Origin of the sequence: Sphingomonas sanxanigenens DSM 19645 = NX02 (genome assembly GCF_000512205.2) — a bacterium.
Classification (GTDB): Bacteria; Pseudomonadota; Alphaproteobacteria; order Sphingomonadales; family Sphingomonadaceae; genus Sphingomonas_D; species Sphingomonas_D sanxanigenens.
Map to the genome: position 1 here is coordinate 4,435,782 of NZ_CP006644.1, position 25,928 is coordinate 4,461,709.

Here is a 25,928-nt window from a genome sequence, read left to right on the forward strand (position 1 = left end):
CGTCGATCGCGGTGCAATCAGATCAGTTCGGCGCCGGCCCCTCCACCACGCGCTGGCGCGCGGAGTCCCCCTCCCCGTCGCTGCGCGCCAGGGAGGAAAAATTACGCCTACTTCCGGCTGATCGCGATCACCGCCGACCGCGGCGGCACGCCCGGTTGGAAGTCCGGCCAGCCGGTCCTCGCCGAAGCGAGATCCTCCGAACGTTCGGCGGGGTGCTGGATCGAGAGGAACATCGTCTCGCCGTCCGGGGTGAAGGCAGGGCTGCAGCATTCGGCCTGGATCGGCGCGGAATAGAAGAGGCGGGAGAGGCCGGCCTGCGGCCCAGCCACATCCATCACCCACAACCCGTCATGCCCGCGCACGCCGGGGCCGTCGCTGCACACCCACAGCCGGCCGGCGGGGTCGAAGCCGATATTGTCGGGCTCGACGAACCAGCCCTCCGCGCTGGTCTCGGGGTGGAAGGTCGCGCCGTCCGCGGGGTCGGCGGGATCGCCGCACAGCAGGAAGACGCGCCAGCCGAAGCGGTCGGCGCCATGGTCGCCGCCGGGCGGGATCAGCTCCAGCATATGACCATGGCCGTTGGCAGCGCGCGGATTGGCGGGGTTCACCGCCGCGCGCGCGGGGTTGCCGGTGAGCGCGACGAAGACATGGCCGGTCTGCGGATGCGGTTCGAAGCCCTCGGGCGAATCCATCGGCGTGGCGCCGAGCAGGTCGGCGGCGCGGCGGGTTTCGAGCAGCACATCCGCCTGCGAATGGAAGCCGTTGGCGGCGGTGAGCGGGCCCTGGCCGAAGACCAGAGGCAGCCAGATCAGCGTGCCATCGCCATCGAAGCGCGCGACCGAGAGCGTGCCCTCATCGAGCAGGTCGCGGTTCTTCGCTCGGTCGGCGCGATCGACCGGGCGCGCGCTGACGAAGCGGTAGCAATATTCGAACTCCCAATCATCGCCGAGATAGACGACGGCGCGCCCGTCCGCCGCGAGCGCGCAGTGCGCGCCCTCGTGCGCGAAGCGGCCGAGCGCGGTGCGCTTCACCGGCGGGGCTTCGGGATCGAACGGATCGATCTCGACCACCCATTCGAAGCGGTTGGGTTCGTTGGGCGTTCTGTCGAAATCGAAGCGGTCGTGGAAGCGCGCCCAGCCATAGCGGCCGTGCGGCGACGTCTCATAATGATTGCGCTCGAGATGCGCGCGATCGGGGTGGCGCTCGACGGTGCCGGCGAAGAAATCGGCCGAACCCTCCTCGCAGGTGAGGATCGTGCCCCAGGGGGTGACGCCGCCATTGCAATTGTCGTGCGTGCCCAGCACCAGCCGGCCGGTGGCATCCGCGGCGGTGCGCAGCTTCGCATGGCCTGCGACCGGCCCCGAGATACGGATCGGCGTGTCCGCGGTGATGCGGCGGTTCCAGCGGCCGTCCGCCATCACCTGCCAGCGCCCGTCGACGCGCTTCACCTCGACTACCGAAACGCCGCAGGCGGCGATGCAGACATCCACCTGCGCGCGGGTGATGCGGCTCGCGACCTGATCGGCGCGGAGCCCGGGGAACATCAGCTGCGGCAGCGGATATTCGTGGTTCACCACCAGCAGGCCATGGTCCGACCGGCCCGATCCCGGCGGCAGCGGCAGGAAGGCAGTATAATCATTGTTGATGCCGAACTGGCGCCGCGCCGCCGCGGAGTGCTGGCGGGTGACGTCGAACGCTGGCGCATCAGCGAAGATCGGATCGCCCCAGCGGATCACCACCTGCCGCTGGAAGCCGGCCGCGAGATGGTCGTCGGCGGTGGGCTTCAGCGCGATTTCGTCGAACAGGAAGGGCGCGGGGCTGGCTTGTGCGGGGGCGCGGGTGCCGGAGAGCGTCGCGGCGGCGATGGTGCCCGCGGCGCCGGCCAGCAGCGCGCGGCGGCTGATCAGAGTCGACAGCGGCGTGCTCCCGCTGCGCGGGCGGAAGGGGCGGTGGGTGCCCTTGTCGTTGCTGACCGAGGCTGGCCAGGGGTCGGGGTGGTCGGTCACGGTAAGAGAGATCCTCGAAGCGAAGCCCTCTCCGCTCGGGGGCTATAGCATTCACACATCTGGGCTGAGGGCCGAATGTTCCTCCCCGAGTTCTGCTCGGGGAGGACATAATGAGGTCGCTTGCCTTGCAATGTGAATGTCGTAGCCCCTCGGGGGAGAGGGCTATGTTCAGAACGATGCGTTGATGCCGAAGGTGATCGTCCGGCCCGTATAGGTCGCGCCTTCCAGATAGCGGCTGCCCGCGCCGTAGCGTTCGTCGACGATCGGATCCTTGCCGTTGTTGAGGATGTCCACCGCGTTGACGAACGCCTTCAGCTTCGGGGTGATCGCGTAGCGGATCTGGCCGTCGAGCGAGCCATAGGGTTCCTCGACGATCCGCGTGTTGTAGCTGGAGAAGCGCACGGCCTGGCGGTCGCGCCAGCTATAGGCGAGCGTGCTCTCGATGCCGTATTTCTGATAGGTCAGCGCGGCGGTGACGATCTTTTCGGGGGCGTTGAAGAAATCGCCCCTGGCGACGCCGTCGATGCCGGTATCCGCCTTGCTGTGCTGGAAGGTGGCGTTGGCATAGACGCCGAGGCCACCCAGCGCGCCGGGCAGCCGCGGGAACTGGCGCACGACGTTGAGCTCGATGCCGTAGATCTCGGCGGACTTGCCGTTGGTGTAGGTGATGACGTCGTCGATCACCTTGCCGGCAAGGCGCGGATCATTTTCGAAGCGTTCGCGATCGCCCTCGGTCTCCGGCGCGGTGCCGCTGAAGATGAAGCGGTCGATCTTCTTGTAGAAGACGCCCCCCGAGATCAGGCCGATCGAGCCGAAATAGCGCTCCACGCTGAGATCGAAATTATAGGCATAGGCGGGCTTGAGCCCGGGATTGCCGACCGTCACGTCAACCTCGCCATCCTCTTCCTCGATCTCGGTGGCGCCGGCGATGTAGAGCGGCTCGGGGCGGGCGATCGAGGTGTAGAAGGCGCCGCGGACGACGAAGTTCTGCGACGCGCGATAATTGAGCTGCAGGCGCGGCAGCACGCTGGTGTAGTTCGCCTTGCCCTTGACCCGGTCGAACACCGGATCCGCATCCTCGAGCGCGATCGCCTCATAGACGTCGGCGGTGACGCGGGTGTGGTCGATGCGCAGGCCGCCGATCAGTTCGACATCGCCCCAGCTCGCCTTGCCCATCACATAGCCCGAATAGCTGTCTTCCCTGCTGGTATAGCTGTCCTCGTCCAGCGGGATCGCGCCATCCTCGACATATTCGTTGACGAAATCGTCCGGGTTGGCGTCGATCAACCCTTGCGCATAGTTGCGCCAGTCCTTCACATTGGCGATGTCGAGCGACAGATAGGGCGCATAGGGCGCGCCGACGACGCCGGTATCGACCAGCCGGCCGGTGCCGAACCGGTCGAGCGTCAGCGGACCGCTCAGCTCCATCACATTGCCCTCGTTCAAGGTGCGCTTGGCACGCTCGAACTTCACGCCCGCCTTGATCGAGCGCAGCCAGGACGAGGCGGGTTCGTAGACGATGTCGAGATTGGCGGCGTAGCGCTGCTCCTTCGACGTATCGATGTCGATATCGTTATAGCCCAGTTCGTAACCGTCCGGGTCGGCGATGGCCGCGCGGTCGGCCGCCGACAGGTTGGGCACCGGGAAACGGCCCGACACGTCGTAATCGAACAGGTTGCTCTCCAATTCCTTGGTGAAGGCGACCTCGTTGTCGAACGGCTCCTCACGCTTGGCGGTGGAATAGCCGATGCCATAATCGAAGGTGAAGGCGCCGGTCTGCGTCTTGCCGCTCAGCACATAGGCCTGCTGGGTCAGCTCGGTTTCCTCATACTGGTTGAAGATGTTCGCGGTGCCCGGCTCGGTAAGGATGAGCTGGCCGTCATCGTCATATTCGTCGGTGCCGCCCTCGAAATAGAGCGCGCGGCTCAGTTCCTTGTCGAACAGGCGATTGAAGCTGCCTTTGAAGGTGAACTGGGTGGTGTCGGTCGCCGCCCAGTTGAGCGCGACGTTGGCGGAGATGGTCTCGCGCTCATTCTCATATTCGGTGAGGTGATATTGCAGCGGGGTGACGCCGCTCGACGGATCATCCTCGGAATAGCTCAGATAATCCTCGTCCTGATAGAAGACGAAGCCCTTGGTCTTGCGCTTGGACCAGGCCCCGGAAACGAGGATGCCGAAGCGGTCGTCGGCGCCGAATCTGGTGGCGACCGTCGCCTGCAGCTGCGGCTGCAGTTCGTTTGCCAGATCGTGATAATAGCCCGCCACCGTCAGGTCGATCACGCGCTTGCGGTAGTCGAAGGCGGTCGCGGTCTCCAGCACCACCGCGCCGCCGATGCCGTCGGCATCCTGATCGGGCAGCAAGGTCTTGTGGACGGTGATCGAGGCGAGCGCGCTGGTCTGGATCATGTCCAGCGGAACGCGGCGATTCTCCTTCTCGGGCTGCGCGGCGTTCATGCCGTTGATCTTGGTGTTGTTGAGCCCGCTGTCGAGGCCGCGGATCGAGATGTAGCGGCCTTCGCCGGCATCCACCTCGCGCTGCACCGACACGCCGGGCACGCGGCGCAGCGCCTCTGCGGCATTGAAATCGGGGAAGCGCCCGGCCTGGTCGGCGGAGACGACGTTGCGGGTATTGTCCGCCGAGCGCTGTTCGCTGAGCGCCTTGGCCTGCGCCGCGCGCTGGCCCATCACCATGATGACGTCGCCGCCGGCCTCGCCCAGTTCGACATCCTGGGTGATGATGTCGCCCGCGGCGGTATCGACCCGGACGGTGCGGCTGGGCAGCCCGATATAATCGACGCGCACGGTATAGCCGCCCGCCGGCACCGCGCCGAAGCGATACCGGCCCTGATCGTCGGTGACGCTGCTGTCGCCGGTCTCGACGATGGTGACGGTGGCGCCGCTCAGCAGCGCACCATTATCGGCCTGCGTCACGCGCCCGGTGACAACCGATGCGGCGGACTGGGCGAGCACCGGCGCGGCCGCCAGCACGATGGTGGACAGGGCTGCGCCGCCCATGAGGCGCGCGGCGAAACGGATGATCGAAACGGATCCAGACGGCATGACTTTCCCCCACGCTCCGGCATGACGCAGGAACGGCAAAATTGCGGACGAGCCGCGATTGACGGATGGCAGCCTCTAAGCCCTGGTTCGCGGCCGCTGGTCCCACCGGCTCCGGCGTGTCCGGGCTCTTCGAGGTGGGCCGCGCGTCGAAAGTTGCCGGCAGACTGTGCCTGCCGCCTAGCCCGGATATGTTGCAGTTTCGGGTCGATTTTTTAATGTTGCCGGTGCGCGCGCCCTACTTGATCGCGCAACCGCGGATCATCGGCGCGGATCATCGGCGCGGCTTTGCCGGATGTGGATGCATCCGCTGCATCTGCATTTTGCATCGCGATGCAAAAGCGAAGCTGCTAAGGCAGCGGCGCTGCGATGCAGCATCCCCCTTCCGGAGCCCGAATGCATGAGTGAATCGATGTCCGCTGCCGCCTTGTCGCGGATCGATTGCGCGCCCGATGCGCGCGCGGCGCCCGTCGCTCTCGTGCTGTTCGCGCTGGCGATGGGCGGGTTCGCGATCGGCACCACCGAATTCGCGACGATGAGCCTGCTGCCCTTCTTCGCGCCCGACCTCGGCATCGACGCGCCGACCGCGGGCCATGTGATCAGCGCCTATGCGCTGGGCGTGGTGGTCGGTGCGCCGCTGATCGCAGTGCTTGCCGCGCGGGTGCCGCGCCGGTCGCTGCTGATCGCGCTGATGCTGATGTTCGCGCTGGGCAACGGCCTCTCCGCGGTCGCCGCCTCCTATCACCTGATGCTTGCCGCGCGCTTCGTGGCGGGGCTGCCGCATGGCGCCTATTTCGGGGTCGCGGCGCTGGTCGCCGCCTCGCTGGTCGATCCCGCCAGGCGCGCGCAGGCATTCGCGCTGGTGATGACCGGGCTCACCGTCTCGACGATCATCGGCGTGCCGCTGGCCAATGCGATCGGCCAGCTCGTCGGCTGGCGCTGGGGCTTCATATTGGTCAGCGGCCTCGCGCTCGGCACTGCCGGGCTGATCGCCGCGTTCGCGCCGCGCACCGCGCCCGCCAGCGATGCCAGCCCGCTGACCGAGCTTTCCGCGCTGAAGCGCAAGCAGGTGTGGCTGACGCTGGCCATCGGCGCGATCGGCTTCGGCGGCATGTTCGCGGTCTACACCTATCTCGCTTCGACCGTGCTGACGGTGACGAAGGCGTCGCCCGCGATGATCCCGGTGCTGCTCGTGCTGTTCGGCATCGGGCTGACCGGCGGCAATTTCGCGGTCGCCTGGGCGGCCGACCGCAAGCTGATGCCGACCGTTGCCGGCGTGCTGATCTGGAGCATGGTCGCGCTGGCGATCTATCCGTTCGCCACCGGCAGCCTCTGGACGCTGGCACCGATGGTGGTGCTGATCGGCTGCGGCGGCGGCCTCGGCACCGCGCTGCAGACGCGGCTGATGGACGTGGCGGGCGAGGCGCAGACATTGGCCGCGGCGCTCAACCACAGCGCGTTCAACACCGCCAACGCGCTGGGGCCGTGGCTCGCCGGCATGGCGATCGCCGCGGGCTGGGGCCTGCCCTCGACCGGCTGGGTCGGTGCGGCGCTGGCGGCGGGCGGGCTGGTGTTCTGGGCGCTGTCGGTGCTCGCGGAACGGAAGGCGGGGCGGTAAGCTGCCCTCGCCCACCTCTCCGTTCGTGCTGAGTAGGGACTGAGCCTGGCGAAGGCCCGTATCGAAGCACCCGCTCCGAGCCAGGGCCCTTCGATACGCCATTTCGGCAAGCTCAATGGCTACTCAGGGCGAACGGAGAGAAACGGTCCCGAACTCATTCCTTCCCATCCCATCCAGACGAAAGGATGTTTCGATGCAGTACCGCACCCTCGGGGCCTCTGGCCTGAAGGTCTCGACCCTGATCCTGGGCACGATGACCTTCGGCGGCCAGGGCAATTTCGCCAAGACCGGCAGCACCGACATCGAAGGCGCCAGGCGACAGATCGACATGGCGCTGGATGCGGGCGTCAACATGCTCGACACGGCGGACATCTATTCGGCCGGGCTGTCGGAAGAGATCATCCGCGAAGCCATCGCGGGGCGGCGGGACCGGCTGATGCTCGCCACCAAGGCGCGCTTCCCGACCGGCACCAAGGGCCCCAACGAACGCGGCCTTTCGCGCCATCATCTGGTGCGCGCCTGCGAGGCGAGCCTCAAGCGGCTCGGCACCGACCATATCGAGCTTTACTGGTGCCACCAGTGGGACGGGCAGACGCCGGTGGAGGAAACGCTGCGCGCGCTCGACGACCTGACCCGCGCCGGCAAGATCGGCTATGTCGGCGTCTCCAACTTCTCCGGCTGGCACATCATGAAGATGCTCGCGGCGGCCGCGAAGGAAGGGCTCGTCCGCCCGGTCGGCCAGCAGATCCACTACACGCTGCAGGCGCGCGAGGCCGAATATGAGCTGCTGCCGATCGCGGTCGACCAGGGCATCGACGCGGTGATCTGGTCGCCGCTCGCCGGCGGGCTGCTCTCGGGCAAGTATCGCCGCAACCAGCCCGAGCCCGAGGGCACGCGCAAGGCAGCGAACTGGGACGAGCCGCCGGTGCGTGACATCGAGGCGCTGTACGACATCGTCGAGGCGCTGGTCGCGGTCGCCAAGGGCTATGAGGGCGCGACGCCGGCGCAGGTCGCGCTCGCCTGGCTGCTGGCGCGGCCGGGTGTCGCCAGCCTCGTCGTCGGCGCGCGCACCGACGCGCAGCTCGCCGACAATCTCAAGGCCGCCGACCTGGTGCTGAGTGCCGAGGATGTCGCCAAGCTCGAGGCGGTCAGCCGCCCGCCTTTGCTCTATCCCTATTGGCACCAGAAATCGACCGCGTCGGACCGGCTCTCCCCCGCCGACCTCGTGCTGATCGGCTCGCACCTCGCATGAGCGATCGCCCGCCCACCTCGCGTGATGTCGCGCGGCGGGCGGGCGTCTCGCAATCGGCGGTGTCGCGCGCGTTCACACCCGGCGCCAGCATCTCGCCCGAGATGCGCGAACGGATCGAGCACGCCGCCACCGCGCTGAACTATCGCCCCAACCTGCTGCCCGGCATGATGCTGAAGGGGCGCACCGGCATCGTCGCGGTGGTGGTCGGCGGCTTCTACAATCCCTTCTACGCGATGACGCTGGAGGCTTTCACCCGCGCGCTGACCGCGGCGGGCCGCCAGATCATGCTGATCCAGATCGAGAGCGACCGCGCGCTCGACGATGCGGTGGGCCGCCTTGCCGGCTATCGCGTCGACGGCGTGGTCAGCGCGCTTTCGGTGCAGTCGCAATCGGTGGCGGACGCGCTTTCGGCCTATCGCGTGCCGATCGTCACGCTGAACTCCGCGATCGAGACCGAATGGGTGCGCAGCGTGCGATCGGACAATCGCGCCGCCGGGATGCAGGCCGCGCGGCTGCTCCACGCGCGCGGCGGCACCCGCTTCGCCTATGTCGCGGGCCCGATCGACAGCATCGCGCAGGTGGAGCGCGGCATCGGCTTTCGCGAGGCACTCGCGGCACTCGGCCTGCCGCCGCCGCTCGAACTGCCGGGCGACTATCATCATGCCGGCGGCCTCGCGGCGGGCCGCGATCTGCTCGCCCGGGGAAGCCCGCCCGACGCGATCTTCTGCGCCAACGACCTGACCGCGCTGGGCGTGATCGACGCGCTGCGCGCCGGCGGCCGCGCCTGCCCCGCCGATTTCCGCATCATCGGCTATGACAATATCGAGGCCGCCTCCTGGCCCGGCTATGCGCTCGCCACCTTCGACCAGCGGGTCGACGAGATGGTCGCGCTGGCGGTGGCGATGCTGTGCGATCCGCCCGGCGGCGATGCGCTCCGCACCGTTCAGCCGCGGCTCGTCGACCGCGCCTCCGCGGCTTGCTGATAACCGTCTGCAGAGAAAAGTCGGTCGCCATGGCTTGATCGGCCCCGCCAGCGCGCTACCGCAGGTGCGACATCCGGGAGAATGAAGTGGTCAAGATCGTCGGACTGGGCGGTACCGCCAAACCATCATCGTCCACCGAACTGGCGCTGACGGTGGCGCTGGACGCCGCCGCCGCCGCGGGTGCCGAAGTGCGGCTGTTCGACGGCCCCTTCCTCAGCGCGCTGCCGATCTATGGCGTGCCCGGATCCGAACGCTCGGAAGGCGGCAAGGCGCTGGTCGCGGCGGTGCGCGAGGCGGATGGCGTGATCCTGGCGAGCCCCGGCTATCACGGCTCGATCTCCGGCGGCGTCAAGAACGCGATCGACTATCTGGAGGAAACCGCGCGCGACGGGCGCGTCTATCTGGACGGGCTGCCGGTGGGGCTGATCGCCACCGCCTATGGCTGGCAGGCGACCGGCAGCACGCTGGCGACGATGCGCTCGATCGTCCACGCGCTGCGCGGCTGGCCGACGCCGCTGGGCGCCGCGATCCGTACGGTGGGCGGCATGTTCACGCCCGACGGCTGCACCGACGACGCGGTGGCGGCACAGCTCGCTTTGGTCGGCCGGCAAGTCGTGGAATTCGCGCGGCTGCACCGGTCGAGCCCGTCGATCACCGACACCGGCGACGCGATCGAGGGGTGACGCGCGGGGGCGTGGCCGCTATCAGCGCGCCCAATCTGTCCATCGGAAAGCGTAACGACATGGCCGACACCCCGCCCGATCACCTCTGCAACGACCCGCGCAGCCCGCATTACAACGCCGACGTGCTCGCGCGCGGCATCGGCATCCGCTTCAAGGGCGCCGAGCGGACCGACGTGGAAGAATATTCCGTGTCCGAAGGCTGGGTCCGCGTCGCGCTGGGCAAGAAGGTCGATCGCCGCGGTCGCCCGCTGACGATCAAGCTCTCCGGCCCGGTCGAGCCCTATTTCCTGACCAGCGGCGACGAGGCCGGGGCGGAAGCGGAAGCGGAAACGGGAGCCGAAACCGGCGACGACGCGGGCGAGACCGCGGACAAGGCCGACTGATCATGGCCGTGCCGGCGCTGGCCGCCCGATCGCTGGTGAAGCGTTACGGGGCGGTCCAGGCGCTGGCCGGTCTCGATCTCGACGTCCCCGCCGGCGGCGTGTTCGGGCTGCTCGGCCCCAACGGCGCCGGCAAATCGACCCTGCTGCGCATCGCCATCGACCTCGTGCGGCCGAGCGCCGGCACGGTCGCGCTGTTCGGCGCGCCGCCCAGCCCTGCGGTGCTGCGCCGCGTCGGCAGCTTCATCGAGGCGCCGCGCTTCCACGCCTATCTCTCCGCGCGCGAGGCGCTGATCCATGTCGCGCTGGTCGGCGGACTCCGGCGCTTCGATCCCGATCCGCTGCTGGACCGCGTTGGGCTGACCGACGCCGCCGACCGCCGCGTCGACACCTTCTCGCTCGGCATGAAACAGCGGCTGGGCATCGCCGCCGCGCTGGTCGGCACGCCTGACCTCATCATCCTCGACGAGCCGACCAACGGCATGGACCCCGCCGGGATCAGCGAGATTCGCACGCTGGTCCGCACCCTCGCGGACGTCGACGGCGTCACCGTGCTGCTCTCCAGCCATCTGCTCGACGAGGTGCAGCGCATCTGCGACCGCGTCGCCATCCTCGACCATGGCCGCCTCGTCGCGACCGGCACGATCGGCGACCTGCTCGCGACACGCGCGCGGCTGCGGATCAGCGCAACGCCCGCCGCGGCGGTGCTCGCGACATTGGGCGAGCGCGGCCAGCGCGACGGCGATGCGGTGCTGGCGGATATCGCGCGCAGCGAGGCGCCGGCGCTGATCGCCGCGCTGGTCGCTGCCGGCGTCGCGATCGAGGAAGCGCGCTGGGAGGGCGCCAACCTCGAAAGCCTGTTCTTCCAGCAAACCGGAGGCGGCCGATGATCGCCGACGCGATCCGCGCCGAACTGTTCCGCGCGCGCCGCAACCGCGTGATGCTGTTCTGGGCCTATGGCTTCGTGCCGTTGTTCGCGCTGCTGCTGGGCGTCGCGCTCGAAAATGTGATGCGGGTGGAGGATGCCGGGCTGCTCGGCGCGGCCAACCCGGTGGCGTTGGCGATGCGCGGGCTGAACGCGGCGGGCAATCCGATCGCCGCCTTGTTCTACGCGATCGGCGCGGCATCGCTGTTCGCGGGCGATTATCGCTATGAAAGCTGGCGCCTCGCCACGCCGCGCAACCGCCGCGCCAACCTGATCCTCGGCAAGGTCGCGGTGTTCGCGATGTTCGCCGCGGTCAGCCTGCTGCTGTCGATGCTCGCGGACGTGCTGTCCGGCCTCTACCAGCCGCTGCGCTATGGCTCTGCGGTGATGTGGCCCGCGGGCGCAGGCTGGATCGGCGCGCTGGCCGCGGGCTTTGCCGGATCGCTGCTGGAGATGCTGGTGGTGGCGGCGATGGCCGGGCTGGGTGCGGTCGCGACACGATCGCTGCTCGGCGGCGCCCTCCCCGCCTTCCTGCTCGCGCTCGCGCAGAGCATGGCGCTGGGCTTCGTATCGCGCGGGCCGGCGCTGGATCGCTATCTGCTGGCGCCGGCGCAGGCGGGCGATGCGGTGCGCGGCTGGGCGGCGGGCGGCGTTCCGAACGAGGTGGCGCTGGCAGGAGCCGGAGTGCTTGTCCTGTGGCTCGTCGTGCTGGTGGCGGGGACGGCGATGCTGTTCGAGCGGCAGGATCTGGCGCGGGAGTAGCATCCCGCCCAACCCGGCCGCCCCAAATCAGCCGAACCGTTCAGCCCCTCCCACGAGCCGTTCACCCGCCGCCACGTCGCCGGTCATTATTCCGGCATATCAACGGGACGGGGCCGGCATCGATCGGCATCGATCGGCATCGTCCAACACCGGGAGCATCCATGGCCCTCCTCGATTTCTTCCGCGGCGGCACCGAGCAGGACCGCTTCGCCCGCGAGGTGATGTCCCGCCTGCGCGAGGCCGGCTGGCAAGGCGCGCTGGACTACGACAAGGATCGCTTCGAGATCGATACGTCCGGGGTCACGGGCCGGGTCTATCTCGGCAATATGTTCCGCGGCTGGCAGGAAGCCGATGGCGCCGCGGCGCGCGAGCAGGAATTCGCCAAGATCATCGGTTTCCTCCTCGAAACCGCCGACGGCGTGCCCGACACGCTGCCCGCCGAAAGCCTGATGCCGGTCATCCGCGCCCGTCTCGACTTCGAGCCGCTCTCGGCTGGCCGGACCGGCCTGCCCGCGAACACCTATGCGGGCGCGGCGCAGCCGCTGTGCGACGTGATGACGATGCTGATCGCGTCGGATTCCGAACATGGCATCCGGCTGCTCGGCGCCGACGCGCTGCGCGACAGCGGGCTCGACTTCGCCACCGCGACCGCGCAGGCGCTCGACAATCTGCGCGCCGCCAGCCCCTGCAAGTTCACGCCGACCGAAGGCGGCTTCTACATCTCGGACTATCAGGACCATTATGATTCGTCGCGCGTGCTGCTGCCGCATCTGTTCGAACAGCTCGGCCTGAAGGGCGATCCGGTGGCGATCGTGTTCGAACGGCGCTCGATCCTGGTCGCGGGCGCCGACGACGCAGCGGCACTCGAGCATATGGGTGCCGCCGCAACGCAATGGCTGGCCGAGGCGGATCGGCTGATCTCCTGCCTGCCGATCCGGCTGACGGACGGCGTATGGGCGCCGTTCGACGCGGAGGCGGCCCGCCAGCCCGCGCTCCATGCGCTGCGCGGGCAGCAATGGGGCTGGGTCTATGGCGGACAGAAGGAATTGCTCGACGCCGAGCATGAGAAGGACGGCACCGACATCTTCGTCGCCAGCCTGATGCTGATCGAGCATGAAGGCTGGCTGCGCAGCGTGGCGACATGGACCACCGACGCGCTCTCGCTCCTGCCGCGCGCGGACGTGGTGCTGATCGGATCGAGCGCGGGCGGTCCATCGCTCGCGCGAAGCTGGGACTCGGTCGAGCAGGTGATGGGGCCGCTCAGCCCCGAGCCGGGCCTGTGGCCGCCACGCTACCGGATCGACGGACCGGCGCTGCTGGATGTCGTGGAGCGGTTGCGGACGGAGCATCGCTGCCCGCCCTGGTTTTTCGAGATGGATTGAGGAAACGCAACGCCGTTCGTCCCGAGCGCAGTCGAGGGACGAGTCACGCGACCATCCTGTCCGGCACATCGGGCCGTCCACCCTGCCCGATCGGCAAAATTGGGCGTGGGGCCCCTCGTCCCTCTACAGCGCTCGGGACGAACGGAGAGGGGTACAGCCCGCTCCCCGGATCGCGCTCAAGCCGCTTCGAGCGCGCCTTCGAGCACCGCGGCCTGCGCCAGCGAGGTGCCGTCGAGCACCTTGGCGGTATCCTGCCGCACCATCGCCATCACGTGGCGGATCGCGCAGGTCGCCTCGTCATGGCAGTCCTCGCAGCGGCGATAGCCGGTCAGCGAGGCGCAGGGGACCAGCGCCAGCGGACCGTCGAGCGTGCGGATGACCTCGCCGAAAGTGATGTCGTTCGCCGGCCGGGCGAGCACATAGCCGCCGCCCGGACCGCGCCGGCTCTTCACCATCCCCGCCTTCTTCAGATCGAGCATGATCAGCTCGAGATATTTGCGCGGCACCTGCTGGGTCGCGGCGATCTCGGTCAGCTGGATCGGCAAGCCATCATTGCGTTCGGCGAGATAGAGGAGCGATCGAAGAGCGTAACGGGTCTTCTGCGACAGCATCGACGAATGTCCGGGTTCGGGTATGAGAAAAGGCCTTATTCCTGCTCGGGTAATCGACACAGATGGCAGGATTGCGGCAGTTCGGCCTAATTCTCCGCCCTTTTTGCGGTCAATTCCCGCACATGGCTTGCCAGCGGGTCCGCTTTCCGATTGGGTGCGGCGGAACGAAGCCCGTCTGAACGGGCTCGGGAGAGCAGGATGCAGCAACTGGGCGTCGAGGACGCGCGTTTCGTTTATCATGATGCGCCGGCGACGCCGATGCATGTGGGTCTGCTGTGCCTCTACGATCCCGCGAGCGCGGCCGATGGCCGGGTGCGCTTCAAGCATATCCTGCGCCATGTCGCCGCGCGGCTCCGCCGTGCCGCCGCCTTCCGCCGCCGGCTGGTGCGCGTGCCGCTCGACCTCGACGCGCCCTACTGGATCGAGGATCCCGACTTCGACGTCGAGCATCATGTGCGCCACATCGCGCTGCCCCAGCCCGGCGACTGGCGGCAGCTCTGCATCCTGGCGTCGCGGCTCCACGCGCGGCCGATGGATCTCAACCGGCCGCTGTGGGAATTCACGATCATCGAGGGGCTCGATGGCGTGGCAGGGTTGCCGCCGGGCGCCTTCGCGCTGTTCGCCAAGACGCACCTCGCCGCGATCGATCCGGTCGCGGGAGACCGCATGCTCGCCGCCGTCCATGATCCGCTGCCCGCCGGCTTCGATGATGACGGCAGCAGCGACGGCTGGCAGCCGGACAGCCACCCGGGCATCCGCGACCTGCTGGTCAGCAGCTATTTCAACACGCTGCGCAAACCCTTCCAGTTCGCCGAGACGCTGGCGCGCGCGCTGCCCGACCTCGCGCGCCGCGGCGCGCAGCGCATCGCACGACGCGGCGAACCGGCGCCGGCGCCGGTGGAGGTGCCGCCCACCCCCTTCGCCGGCGCGGTCGGCCCGCACCGCGTGTATGACGCGGTGACGCTGCCGCTGGCGGAGATCGTGCGGATCGAGGCGGTGTCGGGCGCGACCCGCGACGCGGTGATCGGCGCGATCGTCGGCGGTGCCATCGCCCAGTATCTCGATGCGCGCGGTGCGCTCCCCCATGCGCCGCTGGCGGCGCTGCTGCCCGCCGGCAACGGTGCGATCGCGCTGCCGCTGGCGACCGACGCCGATGAGGATGGCGCGCGGCTGCGGCTGATCATGCGCAAGCTGGACCGCGATCCGGTCGAGCCGTTGCCCGCCGCGACGACGTTCGGCCCGGCACTGGCCGGGCAGCGCGCGCGCCAGCAGCTCCGCCGGCTGGCGGATGCCGATGCGCCGCCCGTCGCGACCGCGCTCGCCAGCTTCCCCGGCATCGACGGCGATGTCTATTTCGGCGGCGCGCGGCTGCTGGCGGTGCATGCGCTGGTGCCGCTGGCCGACGATCTCGGGCTGGCGCACACAGCCACGGCGCAGGGCGGCACGCTGGTGATCGGCTTCACCGCCGACCGCGCCAAGCTGCCCGACCCCGCGACCTATGCCGCGGCGCTGGCGGCGAGCGCGGAACGGCTGGGCCGCGCAGTGACGATGGCGCCGCCCGCGCGGCGCTCGACGGACGCGACGCGGGAGACCCCCACGGCGACAGGGGGGCCCGCGGCGACAGGGGGGATGGCAATCCACAGGAACAAGGAGCCTGCAAATGGCTAAGGATCCCGGCAAGGGCAGCATCGATGATATGGCCGAACCGCTCAAGGCGGCGGGCGAGGCGATGAAGGCGAGCGGCCAGAAGGCCGCCGAGAACAGCGCCGCGCTTGCCACCCGCGTGATCGACCACGCCGAGGCGAATACGCGTGAGGCGTTCGCCGCGCTGCGCGCCGCCGCGCAGGCGAACAGCCTGCCCGAGGTGCTCGAACTGCAGACGCGCTACATGCAGGAGCAGGGCAACCGGTCGATGACGCAGGTCAAGGAGATCAGCGAGATGATCGCCCGTTTCGGCCGGGACTCGATCGAGACGTTCAAGCGCTGATCGCGCTCCGGATTGCGCCGCAGATCAGGCGGCGCGATACCACCAGACGCCATCCACCACCTCGCGCACCGCACGGCCGGTGACTTCGAGGTGGCGGAGGTGCGCCAGCGCCTCGCCGCTCGCCAGCCCCATCTGCTCGGCGCCGATCCGGCGGGTGAACAGCAGCCCGAAACAGTCGACCGCGCGCCGCGGCGCGGCGAGGTGCGCGACGAGTTCGTCGAGCCGCGCGTGATGCTCGTCATGCAGCGCGTTCAGCCGGACATGGAGGCCATGGAAGGGCTCGCCATGCGCCGGCAGCACGAGCAGATCGGCGGGAAGCCCCAGCAATTTGGCGATCGAGCCCAGCCAGTCTCCCAGCGGATCGCCTTCGGGCTCGGTGACGCCGAGCGATACGTTGGAACTGATCCGCGGCAGCACCTGATCGCCGGCGATCAGCATGCCATCCGCCTCGTTGAGCAGGCAGGCATGTTCGGGGCTGTGGCCGCAGCCGGTGACGACGTGCCAGACGCCGGCGCCGATCGTCAGCCGATCGCCATCGCGGATGCGGCGATGGCCGAGCGGGAGCTGTGCCATGTAGCGCCGCAGCCTGCCCCAGCCTTCGGCGCGGGCGGCGTCGATCTGGGCATCGTCCCACCCGGCGGCACGGCGCAGCGCGATCACCTCGTCGGGCACCGCCTCGCGCGCGTCGGTCCAGGCAAGTTGCGCGGTCATCCACTCGCCGCGCGTCATCCAGACCGGCGCGTCGAACCGCTGGGCGAGCCAGCCGGCGAGGCCGACGTGATCGGGATGGAAATGCGTGCCGAACACGCGCGTCACGCGCTGCCCCGCCAGCGGGCCGGCGAGGATCGCCTCCCAATCGGCGATCGAGGGCGGCAGCATCATGCCGGTGTCGCACAGCGCGACACCGCCCTCGTCGTCGAGCACCCAGCAATTGATGTGGCCGAGCGCGCCCGGCAGGCTGATCCGCGCCCAGCGCAACCCCGCCGAAAGCCGGTGCAACGCGCCGGGTGCGGGGGCGAATTCGCCGAACGGATAGACCAGCCCCTTGCGGCTGGTCGGCACGAAGCTCTCGTCCTGCGTCAGCGACGCGTCGGGCGGGAGCGTGCCCAAGGCCTCAATTCTTGAAGAGCGTGTCGCGGGTATAGTCGACGGGGCGCTCGCTCTCGCCGGAAAGCGCCGCCTCGGCGTCGCGCGATGCCGCGTCGCGCTCGGCACGGAGCTGCTCGATCAGCGCCTCGCGGTCACCCTCGAGCCGCTCGTCGACCGGCGCCTCGATGCCCGCCGCCTTGGCGGCCTTGGCGACCAGCGCGTCGAGCTCGCGCTGCGAGCACAGGCCCAGCGTCACCGGATCCTTGGGGACGATGTTGGCGATGTTCCAGTGCGAGCGGTCGCGGATCGCCGCGATCGTGGTACGGGTGGTACCGATCAGCTTGCCGATCGCGCCATCGGAGATTTCGGGGTGGTTGCGGATGATCCAGGCGATGCCGTCCGGCTTGTCCTGCCGCTTGGAGACGGGCGTATAGCGCGGTCCCTTGGTACGGCGGACCTGGTCCGGCCCCTTGGTCATCTGCATGCGGTAGTTCGGGTTTTTCTGACCCTTTTCGATCTCGTCCATCGTCAGTTCGTGCGCGCGGACGGGATCCCGGCCGGTCAGCTTGGTCGCGGCGGTATCGTCGGCGATCGCCTGCACCTCGAGGATGTGCAGGCCGCAGAAGGCGGCGATCTGTTCAAAGCTGAGCGCGGTATTGTCGACCAGCCAGGACGCGGTCGCATGGGGCATGAGCGGCTGGGCCACGACGGAACACTCCAGATAAAAGAAGGGCCGCCCCGTCACGGAGCGGCCGCAGTATCCAGGCCGATTTAGTCGCGCTTGGCGCCGAGGGCAAGCGGCATGCGCGGCCGGCCCACGGTCGGGCCGCCGTGATCCGCCCCCGGTTCAGGCCGCCGCGCTGAACCGCTGCGGCGGAAACGGCGCCAGCCCGGCGAGAAACTGGCTGGCGCTGGCGGCCCAGCTGAAGCCTTCGCCATAGGCCGCGCATGCGGCACGATCGCGCGTCAGCGCCTGGGCGATGGCATCCTCGATCCGCTCGCCGATCGCACCGACGCGGGTGTCGAGCACGTCGATCGGCCCCGTCACCGGATAGCCCGCCACCGGCGTGCCGCAGGCCAGCGCCTCGATCATCACCAGCCCGAAGGTGTCGGTGCGGCTGGGGAAGACGAACACGTCCGCGCCGGCATAGGCGCCGGCGAGGTCGCGGCCGAACAGCGGCCCCAGGAACAGCGCATCCGGATAGCGCGCCGCCAGCTCGGCGCGCGCCGGCCCATCGCCCACAACCACCTTGGTGCCCGGCACGTCGGCGGCGAGGAAGGCTTCGAGGTTCTTCTCGATCGCGACGCGGCCGACCGAGAGCATGATCGGGCGCGGCAGATCGGCGAAGGCGCCCGGCGGCGGCGCATCCGGCGTGAAATTGGCAAGGTCGACGCCGCGCCCCCAATGGCGGAGCTGGGCGACGCCGTGCGTGCGCAATGCGCGCCGCACGCTTTCGGTGGAGACCAGCACCGACTGCGCCGGGCCATGGAACCAGCGGATGTAGCGCCACACCCACCGCGCGGGCACGCCGGTGCGCTTCTCGACATAGTCGGGGAAATGGGTGTGGTAGGCGGTGGTGAAGGGAATATCGTTGCGCAGGCACCAGCGGCGCGCGGCGAGGCACAGCGGGCCTTCGGTCGCCAGATGGATCGCATCGGGATGGAAGGCGGCGATGCGCGCGCCCACCGAACGGGCGCGCGCCATCGCCAGCCGGATTTCGGGATAGGTGGGGCAGGGCAGCGAATAATAGAGGTCGGGCGAGATCACCTCGACGATATGCCCCTGCCCGCGCAGTTCGGCGCTGACCGACTGCAAGGTGCGGACGACGCCGTTGACCTGCGGGCTCCAGGCGTCGGTGACGATCGCGATGCGCATCTCTCGATCGTCCTCCGCCGGCATCAGGCAGCCAGCCGGATCGACGCCGCCTCTTCGGCGTCGCGTGCCTTTATCTCGTCGGCCCAGTGGAGCACCTCCATGCGGCCGTCGAAATGCTCGACCAGCGCGGTGCAGCCCTCCACCCAGTCCCCATCGTTATAATATTCCACGCCGGCGATCTCGCGGATCTCCGCATTGTGGATGTGGCCGCAGACCACGCCGTCCACGCCGCGCGCGCCGGCTTCGTGCGCCACCACTTCCTCGAAGCGGCTGATGAACTCGACCGCGTTCTTCACCTTGTGCTTGGCATGCTTGGAAAGCGACCAGTAGGGCAGGCCCAGCCGGCTGCGCACGGCGTTGACCACCACATTGGCGCGCATCAGCCACTCATAGGCGAAATCGCCGATATGGGCGAGCCAGCGGTGCGCGAGCATGATCGTGTCGAACTCGTCGCCATGGAGCACGAGCAGCTTGCGGCCGTCGGCGGTGGTGTGGATCGCCTTGCGGCGGATCTCGACGCCGCCGAAATTCAGCCCGGTGAACTGGCGGAACATCTCGTCATGATTGCCGGGGATGTAGACCACCCGCGTACCGCGCTTGGCGCGCTTCATGATCCGCCACAGGATGTCGTTGTGCGATGCCGGCCAGTAGAAGCGCTTCTTCATGCGCCAGCCGTCGATGATGTCCCCCACGAGGTACATCGTCTCGCTGTCGGTGGAATCGAGAAAATCGATCAGCATGCGGGCGTTGCAGCCCCGCGTGCCGAGATGGATGTCGGACACCCAGATCGAGCGGAAGCGGCGACGACGCCCCTCGCGCTCCGGATGCGCCGGCTGGGACGACGTGAAGTCGCCGATGTCACCTTCGAATGGCAGTCGCGCTATCGCATCCATGGCCCGTAACTCCCCGCATGGAGATGGGCGACCTCTGGCGACATGATGTTACAATTGGAATCACCTAGGCATGACGGTTCTGTGACGGTGGACAGGACGTTTGACCTGCGCGACCCTCAGTGTATTATAATAACAATACAGCAAGGAGATGTCGGATGCGCCCAATTCTGGCAACCGCCCTCATGTTCGTGCTCGCGGCCTGCGGCGTCGGCGGCGAGAGCATCGGATCGGCGAAGGCGAGCGGTGAGGACGGCGACCGCCGCTTCGATCTCACCGGGTTCGATGCGGTGTCGCTGGCCGGGCCGGACGATGTCAGCGTCCGCGTGGGGCCCGCCTTCGCGGTCAGCGCGCGCGGCGACACCGGCGTGCTCGACACGCTGGACGTCAAGGTGGACGGCAAGGTGCTGGAGATCGGCCGCAAGCGCGGCGTGCGCATCGGCGACGGCGCGCGCAACCGCATCAAGGTGCTGGTGACGCTGCCCCGGCTTTCGGGCGCGACCGTGGCGGGATCGGGCAACATGGATGTCGATCGCGTGGCCGGTGCGTTTTCGGGCGACGTCATCGGGTCGGGTACGCTGAAGGTCGCCGCCATCGCCGCGCCCGAGGTGAGGCTGGGGCTGACCGGGTCCGGCGACGCGGAACTGGCCGGCACCGCGGAGCGGCTGAAGGTCTCGCTGACCGGATCGGGCAACGCGAATGTCCGGGGGCTCGAGGTGGGGACGCTGGATGCATCGGTCGCGGGCTCGGGCAATGTCGAGGCGACGGCCCGGACGTCGGCGGATGTATCCGTGCTGGGATCGGGCGATGCCATCGTCCACGGCCCGGCGACATGCAAGACGCGGACGATCGGGTCCGGCAGTGTCAGGTGTAACGCGTGACGGAGTTCACGCTTCCCTCAGGGAAGCGGGAGAAAATGCGCTATATCAGCCCCAGCGCTTCCAGATCGCCCGCCAGCCCGGCGGGCAGCGCGGCGACATCGCCGGTGCCCGTTCCAAGATCCGGCGGCGCATCCTTTTCCTCCAGATAGCGCCAGCCCTGGTGCGCGCGCTTGGCGCGCGGGCGGACGGCGATCAGCACCGGTTCCAGCCGGATGATCGTGTGCTTGCCATCCTCCGCCGCGGCGAAACCGATCAGCGGCGAGCGCGCGACGAGATTGTGGCGGATGATCCAGTAGAGCGATCCGCCGACCATTTCCGCATGGCGCTTGGGCAGATAGCGCGTCGTCATCTGCATCTCGCCGGCGCCAGCGCGCATTGCGATGCGCTGGGCGAGAATGTCGAGGCTCTCGCAGCCATAGGCGATCTTGGTCAGGCTGAGCGGCATCGCGCTATCTTATCCGCCACAGCCGATAAGGCGAATCCGCGGGCAGCGGCACCGGTTCGAGCCAGTCGAACGTCTCGTCGCGGCTGAGCCGCGCGTAGAAACCCTTGGGGCTGCGCGAACGGTAGATCGTCGATTCGGACATGTTGGGGCACACCAGCAGCAGCGTCGCGCCGTGGCGGAGCGCGGTGGCGCGGGCGTTTTCCGGCGTGCCGTCGAACGCGTGGTGGATGTCGAGGATCGCATCGCCGTTGCGGTGATAGGGGCCGGCGATCGCCTTGTGATGGGTGACCGCGATCAGCCGCGGCCCGAGATCGACGAAGGTCATGATCGTCGCTTCGGGCATCCGCCCGATCGGCGCCAGCGAGCGGAGCTGCGGGCAGCGTGCATTGGCGCGGTTCACCGTCTTGCGGTAGGCGCTGACCGGTGCGACGGTCGCCGGCAGGTTGCGCGCGATCCAGGGCGTCGTCAGCGCCAGCACGAGCACCAGCAGCGCCGCCCCGGTGCCAAGGACGCGAACCGCGATCGAGCGGTGCGTCGCCGTCCAGGGCACGAAGGTCCAGCCGATCGCCGCCGCGCCGGGGATGGCGAGCAGCTGCGCGCTGGGGCCGGCGCGCGTCTGCCACAGCAGCATCAGCGACGAGAACAACGTCAGCACCACCATCGGCAGCCAGGTGCCGAAGGCCGGCGTCCCCCGCGCCCGCCACGCCGCCCACACGGTGCCGATGATGCCGGCCGCCGGCAGCGCGATCACCGGCAGGATCGTGCGGATCGGATGGCTGTAGAGCGGCTTGGCTTCCCGCACATTGGCCAGCCACAACCGCTCGAGCTCGGGCGAGACCTGTTCGGGGCGGCCGAGGCAGGTGGGCCAGACCAGCGCGAACGCGCCCGCCAGCGCACCGCCGGCGGCGACGGCGACGGCCAGCCGGCCGGCGCGGCTCTGGATGCGCAACCGCGACAACAGGAACAGCAGCGCCCCCGCGACGAGCATCGTCGAGAGCCACACCGGGGTCAGCGCATCGCAGCGGGCGACGCGGTTCGCCTCCGACGCGAAGACCAGATAGCCTGCCGCGGTGCCCCCCGCGAGCGTCAGCGCATAGGCCTGCATCCGCTGGCGTTCCTCGCCATCCCACACCCAGCGCAGCGCGACGGTGGCGCCGGCGACGGCGAGGTAGAGGAAGAGTTCGAGGCCGATCACCATCGACAGCGCGGTGCCGATGCCGACCGTCGCACCGCCGCGCGCGCGATCGGGGTCGCAGAGGCCGGCGACCGTCACCATCAGCAAGGCGAGCTGCCAGCCATGATGGTCGATGCGCATCGGCATGTACATCAGCAGCGCGGACTGGCCGAACAGCAGCAGCACCGCGCCGAGGAAGAAGGCCCTGGGGTCTATCAGCCGGCGCACGGTGAGCGCGGCAGCCGCCATCGCCACGCCCATCGGCAGCAGCGGCGCGAGCCCCGCCGCCCAACGTTCCGCCCAGACCGCACCGACGAAGGGCTGGAACAGCAGATAGAGGCCGGCGATCGGCAGGTCGACGAGGCGCGACCAGTGGATGTCGAACCCGGCCGGCGGATTGAGCTTGTACTGGCGCAGATCGTACCAGCCCTGCCCGTGCAGCCAGGCACGGACCTGGACGAGGCGCATATTGTCGTCGGTGTCGGTGAGCACGAGCCAGTGGATCGAGTTCCACCGCTCGTTGACCATCCAGATCGCGGCGATCGCCCAGACCAGCAGCACGCCCAGCCGCCAGTGCCGGCCAAGCCATGTCATCACCGCGTCCGCCTTGTCGATCATGCAACGCCCTTATCCGATCTCCTCCGCGTTCCGGGGAGGAGAAGCGCGGCCTTTAAACGGGGTGATTGAGAAGATGAAGCACCAAGCCTAGAGGGCGCCGATGGATTCGACCGAACGCACGCCTGCGGGCGTCCTTCATCTGCTCAATGGCGGCGGCGGGCTGATCGGCCAGCTCATCCGCTACGGCGTTACCGGCGGCTTCGTCACCGCCGTCGGCGCCGGTGCCTATTGGCTGCTCGCCACCTTCGCGCACATCGCGCCGCTGCTCGCCAATGTCGTGGCCTATCTGGTGGCGATGGGCCTCGGCTATGTGCTGCACAGCCGCTGGAGCTTCCGCGGCCACGGCAGCCGCGACAATGTGGCCCGCACCACCTCGCGCTTCTTCATCGTCTCGCTGATCAGCTTCGCGCTGAACTCGCTGTTCGTGTGGGGGCTCACCGGGCCGCTGCATGGCCCGACCTGGTGGCCGGTGGTGCCGATGCTGTTCGTCACTCCGCTCGTCACCTTCGCGCTCAACCGCCGCTTCGTGTTCGGCTGACGTGCGTGCATTTCCCTTATCCTCGACCGGGACTTGTGGCATGAACGGCGCAACCATGGTGACGGCCGACATCCAGCTATCGATCATCGTCCCCGTGAAGGACGAGGAAGAGGCGATCTTCCCGTTCGTCACGCGGGTCTCGGCGATCCTCGAGGCGCTGTTCCCGGGCGCGCGCCGCCCGGCCTGGGAAATCCTGTTCGTCGACGACGGATCGTGCGACGCGACATTGGCCGCGATCCTCGCCGCCAACCGCGCCGACCGCCGCGTGCGCGCGGTTTCGCTGTCGCGCAACTTCGGCAAGGAAGCCGCGCTTTCGGCGGGGCTCGACCATGCCTGCGGCCATGCCATCATCCCCATGGACGTCGACCTGCAGGATCCGCCCGAGGTGATCGGCGCGATGCTCGACAAATGGCGCGAGGGTCATGAGGTCGTCTATGGCGTGCGCGGCAACCGCGAGACCGACAGCCTGCCCAAGCGTTTGACCGCCGATCTCTATTACCGCGCGCACAACTGGCTTTCTTCGGACAAGATCCCCGAACATGCCGGCGATTTCCGCCTGCTCGACCGCCAGGTGGTCGAGGTCATCAAGCGCATGCCGGAGCGCAACCGCTTCATGAAGGGCATGTTCGCCTGGTCCGGCTTCCGCCAGGCCGCGGTCTATTATGATCGCGCGCCGCGCGCGGTGGGCACGACCAAGTTCAACTATTGGAAGCTGTGGACGCTCGCGCTCGACGGCATCACCTCCGGCTCCACCTTGCCGCTGCGCATCTGGAGCTATGTCGGCGTGGTCATCGCGCTGTTCTCGATCGTCTATGCGGTGTTCCTGATGGTGCGCACCTTGCTGTTCGGCGCCGACGTGCCCGGCTATGCCTCGATGATGACGGCGATCCTATTCCTCGGCGGGCTCCAGCTCATCTCGCTGGGCGTTCTCGGCGAATATGTCGGCCGCATCCTGGTGGAGGCGAAGGCGCGGCCGCTCTACGTCGTCCGCCAGACGATCGGGATGGAGGGCGATGCCGCGGTGGCGCCCGACCATGGTGCGGCGGAGCCCGACCCCGCCGCGCTGCCGGGGCCGCCGGTTCGGGCGGCGCGCTGATGGAGCGCGCGGTCTATGAGCGGATGGCCGAACAGGATGCCGTCCACTGGTGGTATGTCGCGCGCCGCGCGATCCTTTCCACCATCATCCGCCGCCATGTCGACCCGCCAGCCGGCGCGCGCGTGCTGGAGATCGGCTGCGGCACCGGCCATAATTTCGGCATGCTGGGCGCGTTCGGCGCGGTCGACGGCATCGAGATCGACGCGCCGGCGCGCGCCATCGCCAGCCAACGGCTCGGCCGCCCGGTCGGCAACGCGCCGCTGCCCGAGCTGACCGGCGTGCCCGACGGCCATTACGACCTGATCGCGCTGCTCGACGTGCTCGAGCATATCGACGGCGACCGCGCCGCGCTCGCCAGCATCCGCCGCAAGCTCAAGCCCGGCGGCAAGCTGCTGGTGACGGTGCCCGCCAACCCGTGGATGTGGAGCGCGCACGACGTGGTCCACCACCATCATCGCCGCTATTCGGGTGCCAGCCTGAAGCGCGTCTTCGCCGATGCCGGGCTCAAGATCCGCATGCTCAGCCACTTCAATACGCTGCTGTTCCCGCTGGCGGCGGCGGTGCGGCTGCTGGGCAAGGCGACCAACAGGCAGGAGGCGGACGACGCGATGCCGGCGCGCACGCTCAACCGGCTGTTCACCCGCATCTTCGGCACCGAGCGCTTCCTCGTCGGCCGGGTGCCGCTGCCCTTCGGCGTCTCGCTGGTCGCGGTCGTCGAATAAGCGACACAAACCATCCCGCTCGGCCTGCGACCGATCGGGAGAGGGTTTCGCTCAGGCGCCGCTTGCTATCAGCCCTCCCCCACCACCGGTTGCGGATGGTGCGGCACCAGGATGAGCGTACGCCCCTCGACCCGCCAGGATTGCAGGCGGCTGAGGAAGTTCATCCCCAGCACGTCGAGTTCGCCGAAGCTGGGCGAGACGACGACGGGCAATTCGCGCGCGGCGATGTTGCCGAGCTTCAGGTCGGCGATCTCGGCGGTCTGCGCGCGCACGGTGCCGTTGGCGGTGCGGATCAGCACCGGCATCGCCTCGTCGACGGGACGCAGGCCGGCAGCGGCGGCGGTATCCGCGGAGAGCGCGGTGATGGTGGCACCACTGTCGATCAGCATGCGCCGCTCGACGCCGTCGATCGAGACATTCGCCCAGAAATGCCCATCCTTCGCCATTGCGATGCGCACTTCCTTGCCGACCACCGTCTGCCGGTCCAGCTTCAGCGCGTCGGCGAAATCGGCGAAGGCCGGGTTGAAGCGCTGGTGCTGGCTGACCGCGACGAACAGCAGGCCGGCGATCGCCAGCCAGGTCGCGATCGACAACAAGGTGCCGACCACCGGCACGCGCCGCAGCAGCGACGCCAGGATCACCACCGGCACCAGCAGCAGCAGATAGACGGGCAGGTTCGCCGCGATCTCGGTGAAATCGGGCAGGCGCGAGGGCAGATCGAACTGGATGGAGCGGAGCATGGACAGCGCCATAGCATGGCGCGCCTGTCTGCACGCTGACCGGCGTTGCCGCATTCGCCGCCCGATGCTATGGGCAATGCCGGTTCCACACGCGACGAGGGAGGGCAAGGATGGCTGATTCGACCGGCATGCTGCGCCTTTCCGGACTCCACCCGGCGTTCGGCAAAGCCCGACGCTGAGTCCCGCGGCCGCCATGAGCGGCCCCAAACGTCC

24 protein-coding genes are annotated in these 25,928 nt (G+C 68.8%); 14 read left to right on the plus strand and 10 right to left on the minus strand.

Annotation, left to right across the window (positions count from 1 at the left end; all coding sequences use genetic code 11):
- Positions 1-107: 107 nt before the first annotated feature.
- Positions 108-2,006 (minus strand): PhoX family protein, encoded by a 1,899-nt coding sequence (locus NX02_RS20130; protein WP_025293992.1) that lies wholly within the window; start codon positions 2,004-2,006, stop codon positions 108-110.
- Positions 2,007-2,174: 168 nt separating this feature from the next.
- Positions 2,175-5,066 carry a TonB-dependent receptor gene (locus NX02_RS20135; protein ID WP_025293993.1) on the minus strand — a complete coding sequence of 964 codons (2,892 nt, stop codon included), beginning with the start codon at positions 5,064-5,066 and terminating at the stop codon, positions 2,175-2,177.
- A 409-nt stretch (positions 5,067-5,475) separates the two neighbouring features.
- On the opposite strand from NX02_RS20135, the gene NX02_RS20140 reads away from it, so the two are divergent.
- The 8 genes from NX02_RS20140 (at position 5,476) to NX02_RS20175 (ending at position 13,048) form a co-directional block, all read left to right on the plus strand.
- Positions 5,476-6,681, plus strand: a complete 1,206-nt coding sequence (locus tag NX02_RS20140; protein WP_039997865.1) for an MFS transporter — start codon at positions 5,476-5,478, stop codon at positions 6,679-6,681.
- A 193-nt stretch (positions 6,682-6,874) separates the two neighbouring features.
- Positions 6,875-7,933, plus strand: coding sequence for an aldo/keto reductase (locus NX02_RS20145; protein WP_025293995.1), 1,059 nt, complete (start codon positions 6,875-6,877; stop codon positions 7,931-7,933).
- Positions 7,930-8,916 (plus strand): LacI family DNA-binding transcriptional regulator, encoded by a 987-nt coding sequence (locus tag NX02_RS20150; protein WP_025293996.1) that lies wholly within the window; start codon positions 7,930-7,932, stop codon positions 8,914-8,916. The genes NX02_RS20145 and NX02_RS20150 overlap by 4 nt, the downstream gene beginning before the upstream one ends.
- Before the next feature lie 86 nt (positions 8,917-9,002).
- Entirely contained in the window at positions 9,003-9,599 is a 597-nt protein-coding gene (locus NX02_RS20155) for an NADPH-dependent FMN reductase (RefSeq protein WP_211258237.1), read from the plus strand.
- A 59-nt stretch (positions 9,600-9,658) separates the two neighbouring features.
- Positions 9,659-9,982 carry a DUF3297 family protein gene (locus NX02_RS20160; RefSeq protein WP_025293998.1) on the plus strand — a complete coding sequence of 108 codons (324 nt, stop codon included), beginning with the start codon at positions 9,659-9,661 and terminating at the stop codon, positions 9,980-9,982.
- Positions 9,983-9,984: 2 nt separating this feature from the next.
- Positions 9,985-10,869 (plus strand): ABC transporter ATP-binding protein, encoded by an 885-nt coding sequence (locus NX02_RS20165; protein WP_025293999.1) that lies wholly within the window; start codon positions 9,985-9,987, stop codon positions 10,867-10,869.
- Positions 10,866-11,666, plus strand: a complete 801-nt coding sequence (locus NX02_RS20170; RefSeq protein WP_025294000.1) for an ABC transporter permease — start codon at positions 10,866-10,868, stop codon at positions 11,664-11,666. Before NX02_RS20165 ends, NX02_RS20170 begins: the two co-directional genes overlap by 4 nt.
- A gap of 161 nt (positions 11,667-11,827) precedes the next feature.
- Complete coding sequence (locus NX02_RS20175; RefSeq protein WP_025294001.1) at positions 11,828-13,048, plus strand: DUF1444 domain-containing protein; 1,221 nt, start codon at positions 11,828-11,830, stop codon at positions 13,046-13,048.
- A gap of 176 nt (positions 13,049-13,224) precedes the next feature.
- Here NX02_RS20175 and NX02_RS20180 read toward each other — a convergent pair whose 3' ends face one another.
- A complete protein-coding gene (locus tag NX02_RS20180) occupies positions 13,225-13,659 on the minus strand; it encodes an RrF2 family transcriptional regulator (RefSeq protein WP_025294002.1) in 435 nt (144 codons plus the stop codon).
- Between the two features lie 198 nt (positions 13,660-13,857).
- Here NX02_RS20180 and NX02_RS30895 point away from each other — a divergent pair, with 198 nt between their 5' ends.
- Positions 13,858-15,327, plus strand: a complete 1,470-nt coding sequence (locus NX02_RS30895) for a wax ester/triacylglycerol synthase domain-containing protein (protein WP_025294003.1) — start codon at positions 13,858-13,860, stop codon at positions 15,325-15,327.
- Positions 15,320-15,646, plus strand: coding sequence for a phasin family protein (locus NX02_RS20190; protein WP_025294004.1), 327 nt, complete (start codon positions 15,320-15,322; stop codon positions 15,644-15,646). The genes NX02_RS30895 and NX02_RS20190 overlap by 8 nt, the downstream gene beginning before the upstream one ends.
- Before the next feature lie 24 nt (positions 15,647-15,670).
- Here the strand turns inward: NX02_RS20190 and NX02_RS20195 are convergent, their stop codons facing one another.
- The 4 genes from NX02_RS20195 to NX02_RS20210 all read right to left on the minus strand — a co-directional run bounded on the left by NX02_RS20195 (position 15,671) and on the right by NX02_RS20210 (position 19,504).
- Positions 15,671-16,756, minus strand: coding sequence for an MBL fold metallo-hydrolase (locus NX02_RS20195; protein ID WP_025294005.1), 1,086 nt, complete (start codon positions 16,754-16,756; stop codon positions 15,671-15,673).
- A 4-nt stretch (positions 16,757-16,760) separates the two neighbouring features.
- Entirely contained in the window at positions 16,761-17,426 is a 666-nt protein-coding gene (locus NX02_RS20200; RefSeq protein ID WP_025294006.1) for a DUF1013 domain-containing protein, read from the minus strand.
- 156 nt (positions 17,427-17,582) lie between these two features.
- A complete protein-coding gene (locus NX02_RS20205) occupies positions 17,583-18,611 on the minus strand; it encodes a glycosyltransferase family 4 protein (protein WP_025294007.1) in 1,029 nt (342 codons plus the stop codon).
- A gap of 23 nt (positions 18,612-18,634) precedes the next feature.
- On the minus strand, positions 18,635-19,504 hold the full coding sequence (locus tag NX02_RS20210) for a UDP-2,3-diacylglucosamine diphosphatase (RefSeq protein ID WP_025294008.1): 870 nt from the start codon (positions 19,502-19,504) through the stop codon (positions 18,635-18,637).
- Positions 19,505-19,659: 155 nt separating this feature from the next.
- On the opposite strand from NX02_RS20210, the gene NX02_RS20215 reads away from it, so the two are divergent.
- Positions 19,660-20,382, plus strand: coding sequence for a head GIN domain-containing protein (locus NX02_RS20215; protein ID WP_025294009.1), 723 nt, complete (start codon positions 19,660-19,662; stop codon positions 20,380-20,382).
- Positions 20,383-20,422: 40 nt separating this feature from the next.
- Here NX02_RS20215 and NX02_RS20220 read toward each other — a convergent pair whose 3' ends face one another.
- Complete coding sequence (locus NX02_RS20220) at positions 20,423-20,827, minus strand: DUF1489 domain-containing protein (protein ID WP_025294010.1); 405 nt, start codon at positions 20,825-20,827, stop codon at positions 20,423-20,425.
- Positions 20,828-20,831: 4 nt separating this feature from the next.
- Positions 20,832-22,619, minus strand: coding sequence for a hypothetical protein (locus NX02_RS20225; protein ID WP_025294011.1), 1,788 nt, complete (start codon positions 22,617-22,619; stop codon positions 20,832-20,834).
- A 100-nt stretch (positions 22,620-22,719) separates the two neighbouring features.
- On the opposite strand from NX02_RS20225, the gene NX02_RS20230 reads away from it, so the two are divergent.
- From NX02_RS20230 to NX02_RS20240, 3 genes are read left to right on the plus strand one after another with little or no spacing between them, the layout of a single operon-like run.
- Positions 22,720-23,157, plus strand: a complete 438-nt coding sequence (locus NX02_RS20230; RefSeq protein ID WP_025294012.1) for a GtrA family protein — start codon at positions 22,720-22,722, stop codon at positions 23,155-23,157.
- 40 nt (positions 23,158-23,197) lie between these two features.
- Positions 23,198-24,253, plus strand: coding sequence for a glycosyltransferase family 2 protein (locus NX02_RS20235; RefSeq protein WP_158014113.1), 1,056 nt, complete (start codon positions 23,198-23,200; stop codon positions 24,251-24,253).
- Positions 24,253-24,975 carry a class I SAM-dependent methyltransferase gene (locus tag NX02_RS20240; protein WP_025294014.1) on the plus strand — a complete coding sequence of 241 codons (723 nt, stop codon included), beginning with the start codon at positions 24,253-24,255 and terminating at the stop codon, positions 24,973-24,975. The genes NX02_RS20235 and NX02_RS20240 overlap by 1 nt, the downstream gene beginning before the upstream one ends.
- A 68-nt stretch (positions 24,976-25,043) precedes the next feature.
- Here NX02_RS20240 and NX02_RS20245 read toward each other — a convergent pair whose 3' ends face one another.
- Entirely contained in the window at positions 25,044-25,715 is a 672-nt protein-coding gene (locus tag NX02_RS20245) for a retropepsin-like aspartic protease family protein (protein ID WP_039997876.1), read from the minus strand.
- Positions 25,716-25,928 lie beyond the last annotated feature (213 nt).